9 protein-coding genes are annotated in these 12,149 nt (G+C 70.2%); 3 read left to right on the top strand and 6 right to left on the bottom strand.

Annotated elements, in window-relative coordinates; all coding sequences use genetic code 11:
• Positions 1–51: 51 nt before the first annotated feature.
• From BST38_RS28515 to BST38_RS28500, 4 genes are all read right to left on the bottom strand, one after another.
• The gene (locus BST38_RS28515; protein WP_083146895.1) at positions 52–744 is read right to left on the bottom strand and encodes an Rv1815 family serine proteinase; all 693 of its coding nucleotides are present in this window, start codon (positions 742–744) and stop codon (positions 52–54) included.
• A gap of 102 nt (positions 745–846) precedes the next feature.
• Positions 847–2,253, bottom strand: a complete 1,407-nt coding sequence (locus BST38_RS28510; protein WP_083146899.1) for an NAD(P)/FAD-dependent oxidoreductase — start codon at positions 2,251–2,253, stop codon at positions 847–849.
• Between the two features lie 10 nt (positions 2,254–2,263).
• Positions 2,264–3,160, bottom strand: coding sequence for a sterol desaturase family protein (locus BST38_RS28505; protein WP_110782060.1), 897 nt, complete (start codon positions 3,158–3,160; stop codon positions 2,264–2,266).
• Between the two features lie 62 nt (positions 3,161–3,222).
• Positions 3,223–4,785 (bottom strand): carboxylesterase/lipase family protein, encoded by a 1,563-nt coding sequence (locus BST38_RS28500; RefSeq protein WP_083146897.1) that lies wholly within the window; start codon positions 4,783–4,785, stop codon positions 3,223–3,225.
• A gap of 110 nt (positions 4,786–4,895) precedes the next feature.
• Here BST38_RS28500 and BST38_RS28495 point away from each other — a divergent pair, with 110 nt between their 5' ends.
• Positions 4,896–6,167, top strand: coding sequence for an acyl-CoA dehydrogenase family protein (locus BST38_RS28495; RefSeq protein ID WP_083146894.1), 1,272 nt, complete (start codon positions 4,896–4,898; stop codon positions 6,165–6,167).
• Positions 6,167–7,243, top strand: a complete 1,077-nt coding sequence (locus BST38_RS28490) for a hypothetical protein (protein ID WP_083146893.1) — start codon at positions 6,167–6,169, stop codon at positions 7,241–7,243. The genes BST38_RS28495 and BST38_RS28490 overlap by 1 nt, the downstream gene beginning before the upstream one ends.
• Here the strand turns inward: BST38_RS28490 and BST38_RS28485 are convergent.
• Positions 7,240–8,430 (bottom strand): MFS transporter, encoded by a 1,191-nt coding sequence (locus BST38_RS28485; RefSeq protein WP_083146892.1) that lies wholly within the window; start codon positions 8,428–8,430, stop codon positions 7,240–7,242. The genes BST38_RS28490 and BST38_RS28485 overlap by 4 nt on opposite strands.
• Before the next feature lie 65 nt (positions 8,431–8,495).
• Here BST38_RS28485 and malQ point away from each other — a divergent pair, with 65 nt between their 5' ends.
• Entirely contained in the window at positions 8,496–10,637 is a 2,142-nt protein-coding gene (malQ, locus tag BST38_RS28480; RefSeq protein WP_083146891.1) for a 4-alpha-glucanotransferase, read from the top strand.
• A 4-nt stretch (positions 10,638–10,641) separates the two neighbouring features.
• Here malQ and BST38_RS28475 read toward each other — a convergent pair.
• The coding region (locus tag BST38_RS28475; RefSeq protein WP_110782057.1) for an HNH endonuclease signature motif containing protein at positions 10,642–12,149 on the bottom strand (1,508 nt) is incomplete at its 5' end.

The following is a 12,149-nucleotide window of genomic DNA, read 5'->3' as shown; positions in this document are numbered from 1 at the left end:
CATGATCATCGGCCTGACGCCACACCAGAAACCCACTAATTCAGCAGGCTCCTAGGGCGTGACGGGCTGGGGCGTCACGACGGCCGAGGCCGCCTGGATCGTGTCGGCGTGAGCCTGTTCGCTGGCGACCTGCCACGAGATCGCCGCCGGGAACGTGCCCCAGGTGCTGTTGAACAGTCCGATCAGCACGGTGCGCCCGTCGGGCAGCGAGGTGTAGACCGGCCCGCCGGAATCGCCCTTACGGCTGACCACGCCGTTGGCCATGGTGAACCAGCCGTTGTTGACCGATTCGATGGTGCCGCAGCTCTCGCCGGTCACGACGCCGAAGTGGCATACCGGCATCCCCTTGACCGGCACCACCGCGGGATCGGTGACCAGGACCTTGCCGCTGGGCAGCACGTTGTTGATCACCACGTTGTTGTCGAGGTGGATGACTTCCCAGTCGGTGATCTGATGGTTGGTGTCGACGGTCATGCCGTCGGGGGTGTTGTCCCGGAAGGATCCCTGAGTGCCGATCGGGGTGCCGAACTTGTCCGAGACGGTGCCCGAGGCGCGGCAGTGGCCGGCGGTGTAGGCCAGCCGGGTGCCCGGGTCGACGTAGCCGAGCGTGCACAGCACGGTGTCCTGGTGGATCTCCATACCGGGCGAGACCACGACTCCCGGCTGCGCCTGCGCCACCGGGGTCGCGAGCGCGACGCCGAACACCAGAGCAACCAGGGCCAGCAACGACGACCGAACAGACACAGCCCCTCCGACCCTTGATGATGTTTCACCGATACCCGCTGACGCGGGCGGTGTAACTGGCTCATCGCGGTTACATAACGGGGCGTTACACGACCGGACGGGTCAGGAGTCGAATCCCAGACCGGCCGCGTCGAGGGCGCGCAGCAGCAGGTTGCGATGCCCGGCCGAATGGTCGGCACGGTCCAGCGACCACCGGGTGGCCTGGATGCCGACGCTGGCCAGCGGCTCGGGCGGGAACGGTAATGGCTTGCGGCGCACCATCTCCAGCTGGGTGCGCGGCGTCGGCGTGCCGTCCAGCAGGTCCAGGCACACGTCCGCGGCGAACCGGGCGGCGCCGACACCGAGGCCGGTGAAGCCGTTCACGTAGGCCACCCGGCCCTCGCGGGCCAGCCCCCAGTGCGCACAGAACCGGGTGTTGGTGTCGATCGCCCCGGCCCACCGGTGGGTGAACCGGACGTCCTCGAGTTGCGGGAAGGTCAGGAAGAAATGCGCGGCCAACCTGCGGTAGGTCTCGTCGCGGTCCTCGTAGGCTGTGTCGACGCGCCTGCCGAAGTGATAGACCGCGTCGTAGCCACCCCACACGATCCGGTTGTCCGCGGAGAGCCGGTAGTAGTGGAACTGGTTGGCGGAGTCGCCGACTCCCTGCCTGCCCCGCCAGCCGATGCGGCCCAACTGCTCGTCGGACAGCGGTTCGGTGGCCAGCACGTAGTCGTAGACCGGGACGGTGTAGAGCCGGTTGCGGCGCAGCAGGCTCGGAAAGACGTTGGTGGCCAGCACGACCTGGCGGCAGGTGATGGGCCGCCCGTCGGTATGCACCCGCAGCGCGGCGCCGCCGGATTCGATGCGGGTCGCGGTGGTGTGCTCGTAGATCTCCACCCCGGCCTCGCGGCAGGCCCGGGCGAGCTCGAGTGCCAGCCGGGCCGGGTTCACAATCGCGCAGTTGTCGGGGCTGAACAGACCGGCGCGGTAGGTGGGCGAGTCCACCTCGGCGCGGACCTGGGACTGGTCGAGGAACTTGCCCTGCCCTTCGGCGGCCGCGTCGCGCAACCATTCGACCTGATGCGGCTCGGTGGCCACGGCGAGCATGCCGGTGCGCTCCCACTGCACGTCGAGCCCGAGTTCGGCGATCTCGGCCTGCATGCCGTCGAGGTTGTCCAGGCCCATCGCCTCGAGCGTCTCGATCTCGTTGGGCCAGCGGGACTTTCCGTTCTCGTAGCCGTGCGTCAGGCTGGCGTCGACGAATCCGCCGTTGCGTCCCGACGCGGCCCACCCGACCCGGTCGGCCTCGATGAGCACGACGCGGCGGTCCGGATGGCGGCGCGCGGCGTGCAGTGCACTCCACAGACCGGTGTAGCCGCCGCCGACGACCAGCAGGTCGCAGGTCACCGGTCCGGTCGGGGTGCCGAACTCCGGGCGCGGGATGTCCAGCCACATCGACCCGAGGGCGGTGTCGGCGAGCGAACGGTCGATCAGCGTGTCGTCGACGGGCGCATCGAAAGCGGTCTCCACCGGGCGCACCTTACGTCGTGGCATGCGTCGGCGTCTTCTCGTGGGCCGGTTGCCATCCCGGCGGGCCGAAGATGTAGCCGAGTTTGGCGCGCAGGCCCCGGGCGGCGCGGACGTCGCGGCCGATCGCGACGTACTCGTGGGTCTCCAGCTTCCACGGGTTGAACGTGTCGACCGGTTTGGTCAGCCCGTAGTGGGGCCGGAACACCTCGGGCTGGAAGGTGCCGAACAGCCGGTCCCAAATGATCAGGATGCCGCCGTAGTTCCTGTCCAGGTAGAGCTGGTCCATGCCGTGGTGCACGCGGTGGTGTGACGGTGTATTGAACACGAATTCGATGGGCCGCCACAGCTTGGTGATGTGTTCGGTGTGGATCCAGAACTGGTAGATCAGGCTGAACGAGAACGCGACGAACACCATCCACGGCGGAACGCCCAACAGCGGCAACGGAATCCACATCAGGATCTCGCCGCTGTTGTTCCACTTCTGACGCAGCGCGGTCGCGAAGTTGAAGTACCTGCTGGAGTGGTGCGCCTGGTGGGTGGCCCAGACCAGCCGGACCCGGTGTGCCATCCGGTGGTACCAGTAGAACAGCAGGTCCACCCCGACGATCGCGATCACCCAGGTGTACCACTTCGACGGCGACAGCTGCCACGGCGCGAGGTAGGCGTAGATCGCGGCATAACCCAACAGCGCGAAGAACTTCCAGACGCTCATCGTCACCGTGGAGACCAGGCCCATCGACAGGCTCGCCCACGCGTCGCGGGTGTGGTACGCGCCGGCGCCGGGGGTGCCGTCGTCGCCCTCCGCGCCGCCCCCGGCGGTGGCATGTTCGAGCTTGCGCGCCGCGGCCCATTCGATGGTCAGCAGCAGCAGGAAGAACGGGATCGCGAAGAGCACGGGCTCGCGCATCTGCGGCGGAAGGAATTCCAGGAACTCCACGGTGAGCACCTCCGAGGTGAGTGTACGGGCGCTTACAGGAAGCTCAGGACGTCCTCGCCCCACGCGCGGCGCACGGGTGCGTCGAGATCGGCGACGACGGAATCGTGCTTGTCGATGACCAGGGTGGCGCGGTCGGTCGCGTAGGGCCGCCAGGCTGGCCCGCCGGGTGCGGACGGATCGCCGTGGGCCGCGAAGTTCGTCCAGCGGCTCCGCATCCGCTGGGACACAGCGGTTCCCACCGCACGCCCGCCGAGTGCGAACGTCGGGTCCTTGCGCCCGGAGCCCAGGTTGCCCCACACGAACGGCAACTCGGTGGCGTGCGCGCCGTGCAGGCGCACCAGGCGCAGCAACGGCGTCGCGAAGTCGAACCGGTACAGGTAGACCGGCGCCAGCGCGCGGTGGCCGTCGGCGAACCAGATCGAGGGCATCCGGAAGCCGAGGTCGCTGGTCAGCCCGAGGCCCGCGCTCTTGCCGCGACCGCGGTAGTGGCCCCGCAGGTGGTCCTCACTGGGCAGCTGCAGGGTGGGCTGCTCGGCGGTGATCTCGGCGAACATCGCCCTGATCGACTCGGGTGCGATCGGCATCAGCGGTGACTTCATGTAGCGGAACAGCGCCGCCTCGTTCTTGTTGGTGCCGATGATCAGCGGCACCGGATGAGTCTTGCCGTTACGGGCCAGGTTGACCGGGTAGTCCGGCACCAGGTCGCCGTCGACGGTCGGCGCGAAGGCCAGCGTGCCCGGGGTGCGCACCGGCACCTCGTTGAACACCGTCCGCGTCGCCTCCACCAGGCTCGCGGTGGGCGCGTCGGCCAGCCGGCCCAGCTCGTCGCGGCTGACGCCGAGCACGTCGAGGAAGCGCTGGGCGACCCTGCGGGCCCGTCCGACGTCGTAGATCGACGTCGCCGGGGCGCTCTGCGCGATCGCGGCGTGGAACAACCCGGCCGCGTCGGGGCTGGCCAGCAGCGCGGTCACGATGCCGCCGCCGGCCGACTCGCCGAACAGGGTAACCCGGCCGGGATCGCCGCCGAACGCGGCGATGTTGTCGCGCACCCAGACCAGCGCGGCCAGCACGTCGCGCAGACCTCGGTTGGACGCGAAGCGACCGGAGTCGTCGAATGCGCCGACCTCGAGGAATCCGAGGGCGCCGAGGCGGTAATTCACCGTGACGACCACGACGTCGCCGAAGCTGGCCAGCGCCCGGCCGTGGTACAGCGGCTGGCTGGCAGAACCCAGGACGTAGGCACCGCCGTGCGCCCACACCATCACAGGCTTGCCGTCGCCGGGTTCGGTGCCCGCCGGCGCCCAGATGTTGAGCGACAGGAAGTCCTCGCCCTGCGGGGCGCCGAGGTCGAGAGGGATCTTCGGGTCGGTCGGCTGCGGGCACACGGGCCCGACGCGGCCGGCGTCGAACGGTTCCTTCCATGCCTGCGGCGGTTCGGGCGCCCGCCAGCGCAGCTCCCCGACGGGCGCGGCCGCGTAACGGATCGCCTTCCAGGACTTGACGATTCCGTCGTCGACGCCGCGGACTGGTCCACTCGTCGTGTCCACCACGGGCCGGTCGCCTGCTGAAGGTCGAGGGGTCGCCTCCGCGGTCATGCCGAGCTCCTTCGGTCGATCGGTACGCCAGTGTACCAGCGGCGTGCGCAGATTCATTCTCGCTGCTCACAACTCTCTGCAGGGCCCGAACGCGTCCGTACGTTGCGCTCATGGCACTCGACATCACCGACCGCAACGGCGCCGATCCCGGTCTCGGCGCGCCTCCCCCACTGCTGCGCACCTCCGAGGAGGCGCTGGCCGCCGCCGACCGGGTGGCCGCGGCGATCGCCCCCGGCAGCGCCGAACGTGAACGCGCCGCAACCGTGCTGCTGCCGCAGCTGCGTCTGGTCGCCGAATCCGGCCTGTTCGGCATCTCGGTACCGGCCGAGCACGGCGGTCCCGCGCTGCCGGCGTCCACCGTCGTGGAGGTGCTGCGCCGGCTGTCGCGCGCCGACAGCGCGGTGGGCCAGCTGCTGCTGTCGCATTACGTGATCGCACAGGCGATTTCGGGTCTCGGGCAGCTCGATCCGGCACCGCGGATCTACGCAGACCTGCTGGCCGGCGCCCAACTCGGCAACGCGACCGCCGAGCGCGGCACCCAACACGCCCTGGACCGTCGCACCACCGTGCGTGAACTGGATGGGCGCTGGGTGCTCAACGGCACCAAGTACTACGCCACCGGCGCGCTCGGTGCGACGTGGATCGCGGTGTCGGCCCGCATCGACGGCCGCGCTGAAGGTGACACCGCGACGGTGTTCATCCGGCCCGACCAGCCCGGCGTGACGCTGGACCTGGAGCAGTGGTCGGCGTTCGGGCAGCGTGGCACCGCCAGCGGCCAGGTGCGACTCGACGATGTCACGGTCGATCCGGCGCTGGTGATCGACGAGGGGCCGCCGCCAGATCCCGCCGACGCGCCGCCGTCGGTGCTCGGCGCGTTCGACCAGGCGCTGCACGCCGCGATCGACATCGGCATCGCCCGCGCCGCTCTGGAGGACGGCGCCGAGTTCGTCCGGACCCGGTCGCGGCCCTGGAAGGAGGCGCTCGACGCGGGCATCGAGCATGCCGATGAGGAACCTCATGTGGTGCGCCGCTTCGGCGAGCTGACGGCGCGGCTCTACGCGCTGGAGGCGCTGCTGGCGCGCGGTACCGCGCTGGTCGACGCGGCCTACGCCGCGCAAGAGGTCACGCGCGGGGCCGCCGCGCAGGCGTCGCTGACCGTCGCCGCGGCCAAGGCGCTCGCGCAGCAGGACGCGGTCGAGATCGCCGGCGCCATCTTCGAGCTCACCGGCACGTCCGGCACCGACGGCGAGGTCAACCTGGACCGGCACTGGCGCAATGTGCGGGTGCACTCGCTGCACGATCCGGCTCGGTGGAAGTACGTCCACCTCGGCAATCACACCCTGCGCGGTACCCGTCCGCCCCGGCTCGGGCTGGTGCTGTGATGGGGTACCGCAGGAGCTTCTATCTCACCGGCAGCATCAACGCGCCGAGCGTGGAGGACGCGCTGCGTTTCGTCGGCAGCCGGTTGCAGCCCGCGGTGACGCGGGTGCCCGACGGCGAGCCGGGCGACCGCGCGAACTGGGTGCTGACCCAGACGGCCGCGTTCCTGGACAACCCGACGCTGGAAGTCACCGAGGCCGGTGGGCGCCGGCTGGCCCGGCTGCGGCCGGGCACCGGCGCCGCCGACATCGAGTTCCCGCGGCTGACCTACCAGGACCACGCGGCGGAGTCCTACGAGCTGTTCCGCGCCGCCCGCGCCCGCGGCGAGCTGGCGCCGGACTCGAAGTTCCTGGTGTCCATCCCGACGCCGTTCAACGCGGTGAACTTCTTCGTCGAGTTCGATTCGCAGGTCGAGGTGGCGCGGGCCTACGAGAAGCCGCTGCGCGCCAGCATCGAGGCGATTCAGACCGCGATCCCGCATGAGGATCTGGTGATCCAGTGGGATCTGCCCGTCGAGGACGCCACCGTGGAGGGCTGGTTCCCGAACCCGTATCGCGACGTCGAGGAGATCTACGCGGTGACCGCGCGGGCCGCGTCCTGGGTGCACGACGACGTCGAGCTGGCGTTTCACCTCTGCTACGGCGACTCCAAGTTCGGCGCGTCCCCGTTCATGGGTGACCCGCCCGACGAGCTGGCCGCCGCGCGCGGTGGCAGGCACGTCTACCCGCGGGACGCGTCGACGATCGTCGCGGTGTCCAACGGGCTGTCGCGGCACGTACCGCGGCGCATCGACGCGATCCAGGCCGCGACCGTGACGACGTGGAACAAGCTGGCGCATTGGCAGCCGCTGGCCAACCTGGCGATCGAACCGGGCACCGAGTTCTATCTCGGGCTGGTGCACGCCGAGGACGGCGCGGCCGGGGCGAAGTACCGGGCGGCGCTGGCGGCGAAGTTCCTCGACGGGTTCGGGCTGTCCACCGAGTGCGGGTTGGGCCGGCATTCGGCCGAGCAGCTCGATCAGGTGGTCGCCGCGATCGACGAGCTGTTCGCGACGCAGAAGGCCGGCCATCCGGCCTAGGTCCGGCGCCGGGAGCGCAGCGCGCCGGCGAGCAGGATGATCGCCACGCCGGCGGCCGGCACGCTGAGCAGGCCGATCCGCAGCCCGTAGGCGTCGGAGACCACGCCGACGATCAGCGGGGCGCCGAGGAATCCGAAGCGCATCAGCCAGGTCAGCATGGTCAGTCCGGTGCCGGGACGCAGTCCGGGCAGCTCGTCGGCGGTGCGCATCGCGGCCGGGATCACGGTGGCCACCCCGAAACCGGCTGCGGCGAAACCGATGATGCTGCCGGGCACGGTCGGGAACGTGAGCGCCAGGCCCATACCGGCGGCGGTGATCAACCCGCCGGCGCGAGCGACGACGCGGTCGCCGAAGCGGTCCACGAGCCGGTCACCGACGAGCCTGCCGAGGCACAGGAAGCCGACCAGCGAGACGTAACCGAACACCGCGACGGCACCGGGTGCGCCGAGGTTGTCCCGCAGATACAAGGTGGCCCAGGAACTTCCGGCGTCCTCGACCGTCGCCCCGGCCACCGCGAGGCCGACCAGCGCGAGCAATGCCAGATACGTCCTCGGGCCTGCCTTGACCTCGGCGCCGGGCCGAGCAGACGGATGGTCGTCGTGGTCGGGGCCGCGCAGCAGGAAGCGGTAGGCGACGCACACGATGCCGCAGAACAGTGCCCCGGCGACGCCGAGGTGCAGCGGGCGCGGGATGTGCGCCGCGATGGCGCCGGCACCCATCAGGCCGCCGATGACGGCGCCGACGGCCCAGATGGCGTGTAGCGAGTTGATGATCGAGCGGCCGTAAACCCGTTGCAGGCGAAGCCCGTTGACGTTCTGCGCGACGTCGGAGATGGAATCGCTCGCACCGGCGAGCAGCAGCGCGCCGGCGAACACCAGTGGCGTCGGGGCAACGCCGGCGAGCAGGATGAACGATCCCAGCGCGATGGTGGTGGCGACGACGACGCGTGCGGACTGGAAGCGGCGGATCAACATGGCCGCGGTCGGGCCGGCGATCAGCGCACCCGCGGAGAACGACGCGACGGCGGCACCGTAGACGGCGTTGGACATCGCCAGTTCGGTCTTGATCTCGGGGAAGCGCGGCAGCAGGTTCGCGAACAGGGCACCGTTGGTGAGAAACAGCGTGGCAGCTGCGATCCGGGCCCGCCTGAGTCGCGCGTCGCCGCCGACGAGCGGTTCGGACGCCATGATGTCCGACCCTACCGAAGCGGTGCCCCCGCACGCGATACACGTCGGCGGGGCAAGATTGCCCCATGGTTGTGTATCCCGAGGACTCCGCGCTGCCCGCATCACTGATCGAGCTCGCACAGCGGCACGGTGTGGCGACCGACTACGTGGACTGGACGGGTAGGCACGTGCCGGTGCCGTCGTCGACGTTGATCGGGGTGCTCGACGCCCTCGGGGTGGCCGCTACCACCGAAGGCGACCGGGCCGAGGCACTCGCCGATTTCGAACGCATTCATTGGAGCCGGCCGCTGCCCCCGACGGTCGTCGGCCGGGCCGGTGCGTCGACGACGTTCTGGGTGCACGTCACCCACGGTGACCCTGCTCCGGTGTGGCTGCGGCTTGAGGACGGCAGCGTCCGGACGGGATTGCGTCAGGTCGAAAACAACCGGCTGCCTTACGATCTCGGTGGTCGTCTGGTGGGCGAGGCGTCGTTCGAGCTGCCTGCGGATCTGCCGATCGGCTATCACCGGCTGTATCTGCAGACCGGTTCGTCGGAGGTCAGCACGACGGTGATCGTCTCCCCCGCGTCGCTGCCGCACTCGCCGGCCGCACGCACCTGGGGGCTGGCCACCCAGCTGTACAGTGTGCGGTCCCGGCGGTCCTGGGGCACAGGAGATCTGATCGACCTGGCCGATCTCGCGGTGTGGTCGGCGGCCCGTCACGACGCGGGGTTCGTGCTGGTGAACCCGATGCATGCGGCGTCACCAGTGGCACCGATGGAGCCCTCGCCGTACCTTCCGACGTCGCGCCGGTTCGTCAATCCGCTGTATCTGCGGGTCGAGGCCGTGCCCGAGTTCACCGACGTACGGCATCGCGGCCGGATCCGCAGGGCGCAGGAACAGGTGCAGGCGCGGGCGGATCGGGCAGGCCGCATCGACCGGGATCGCGCGTGGAAGGCCAAACGGGCGGCGCTGGAGGCGTTGTATCAGGTGCCCCGCTCCGCTGGTCGCGAGATCGCTTATCAGGCGTTCCTGGAGCGTCAGGGCCGCAGCCTCGACGACTTCGCGACGTGGTGTGCGCTGGCCGAGCGGCATGGTTCGGACTGGCATCAGTGGCCGGCGAAGTTCCAGCACCCACGCGGCGAGGCGGTGGCGGCCTTCGTCGCCAAGCATCCCCGCGAGGTCGACTTTCACCGGTGGCTGCAGTGGCTGCTCGACGAGCAGCTGTCGGCGGCGCAGGACGCGGCGGTGCGGGCGGGGATGGAGCTCGGGATCATGCACGACCTCGCGGTCGGGGTGGACCCGGACGGTGCCGATGCGTGGGCGCTGCAGGACGTCCTGGCGCTCGGGGTGACCGCGGGTGCGCCGCCGGATGAGTTCAATCAGCTCGGGCAGGACTGGTCGCAGCCGCCCTGGCGACCGGACCGGTTGGCGGAGGTGTCGTACGAGCCGTTCCGGGCGTTGTTGGCCGCGGTGCTGCGGCATGCCGGCGGGGTGCGGATCGACCACATCATCGGGTTGTTCCGGCTGTGGTGGATCCCGAAGGGCGCGTTGCCGTTGGAGGGCACGTACGTGCGGTACGACCACGAGGCGATGATCGGGATCGTCGCGCTGGAGGCGTACCGGGCCGGCGCGGTGGTGGTCGGTGAGGATCTGGGCACGGTGGAGCCGTGGGTGCGGGATTACCTGCGCGACCGGGGGCTGCTCGGTACGTCGATCCTGTGGTTCGAGACGCAGAACGGGCGGGATCCGCTGCCTGCGGATCGGTGGCGGGAGGCGTGTCTGTCGGCGGTGACGACGCACGATCTGCCGCCGACGGCCGGGTATCTGGACGGTGAGCATGTCCGGCTGCGCGACGAGCTCGGGCTGTTGACGCGGTCGGCAGAGTCGGAGTTGGCGGGTGACCGCGAGCATCAGCAGGCGTGGATGGCGGAACTGCGGCGGGTGGGGCTGCTGGCCGACGGGGACGACGACGTCGACCACGTGGTGCTGGCGCTGCACCGCTATCTGGGGCTGACGCCGTCGCGGCTGCTGTCACTGTCGCTGGCTGACGCGGTCGGTGAGGTGCGGACCCAGAATCAGCCGGGGACCACCGACGAGTACCCGAATTGGCGTGTGCCCCTTGGCGGCCCCGATGGTAAGCAGGTGTTGCTCGAAGATATCTTCGAGAACCCGCGCGCCGCAGCACTGTGCGAGGCGATGCGTGCCGCGGTGACGCCGTCGCCCTGATCGGTCAGAACGGTGGTGGGTCGTTGCCGCGGGGTGTGTCGCCGCGGTGGTCGGCGTTGTGTTGGCGTTCGCGGGTGATGTAGGCGGCGCGGCTTTGGGTGCGCGTGCGGGTGCGGCGCGGCATCATCGCCGCGCGTGACTCGTGGTGTGGCACTTGGGGCGGGTCGCCGGTCCACAGCGTGCCGGTGGGTTTACACAGGGCCGGGAATAGGAGTCGGCTGCCGGGCCGGGTGGTGTAGGTGTGCCCCGTCGGTGAGGTCCAGACTATGGCGCCGTCGGGGTATTGGCGGTCTGTCCAGCCTCCTGGCCCGCTCCAGAACGTTTTCAGTAAGTGGTGAAAACGGCACAGGGTTTTCAGGTTCGAGGCGTGGGTGGGCCCGACCGGGTGTGGCACGGTGTGGTCGATGTCGGCGGTGGTGGCCGGTTTGTCACAGCCGGGGAAGCGGCAGGTCAGATCGCGGCAGCGGACGAACTCCGCGAGCGCGGCCGAGGGGGTGTAGCGCGGCTCAGGCCCGGTGTTGCCGGGGTGGATGATCTCGCGGACCTTCGCGCCCTCGAGCATGGCGTCGAAGAACGGGGCGGGCAGGAACCCGGACCCGAACAGGTAACCCGACCGGCCCGGGAGCAGGACGGGGGCGTTGCGGCGCGGCGTGGACACGGGTGCGGGCGCAGGCGCGGGCTGGGTGGGTTCAGCGGGCGGTGCGGGACGGTCTCCGGCTGCAGCACTGTCGCTGTCCGCGCCTTCTGGTGACTCCTCGACCGGGGTGGCGTCCTCGGGCTGTGGCTCGGCGCTCTCCGCGTCGACGGTCACGTCGGGCTGCGGTTCGTCCGTCGTGGTGTCGACGGTGTCGTGGCGCAGTTCGGCGGGAGTGTTCGTGGTGTGGTCGGTGAGGGCGTAGATGATGGTTTCGGGCACGGGACGCGGGGTGGTGGCGGCTTCACAATCGTTGTTGCCGCAGCGGCAGGCCAGGCTGGTGATCCCGTGCAGCAGCGCTGTCCAGGCGTCGATGCGGCGCTCGGCCAGGGTGCGCGGATCGCCGTCACAGACGCTGTAGGCCATCGCGGTCAATGTGCGCCACCCGGCGGCGGCGTCCCCGTCGAACACCCGCGACCAGATCGTGGTGAACCCGGGCGCATCGGTGGGGGCACCGAATTCCAGCGCCGGCCCGATCTCGGCATCACGGGATTTACGCACCGCGTCCGGATCGTGGCGCTCGACGATCTCATCGATGGTGGCCTCGGTGGCCTTCACCGACAACGCCCCCCACCCCGCCACCGTGGCAGCCAGCTCAGCGTCCACGGCGGCGATCAGGGCGGGGTCGGTGATCAGATCGGTACGGGTGATGATCGCGCGCACCAGCAGCTCCGAGATCACCCCGGCCAAAAACAATGCCCCCACCCGGGGGAGGCGGTCGCGTAGCACCACCGCCCGGTAGGTCTGGTGCAGCGCCAACCCCTGGGTGATCCGATACGCCGCGGCGATCTCGGCGGTCACCGCGGCCTGGGGATCGA

Origin of the sequence: Mycolicibacterium parafortuitum, assembly GCF_002086815.1 — a bacterium.
In the GTDB taxonomy this organism is placed as follows: Bacteria; Actinomycetota; Actinomycetes; order Mycobacteriales; family Mycobacteriaceae; genus Mycobacterium; species Mycobacterium parafortuitum.
The sequence above is the reverse complement of the archived record's forward strand: the minus strand, read 5'-3'. Positions and strand labels throughout refer to the sequence as shown.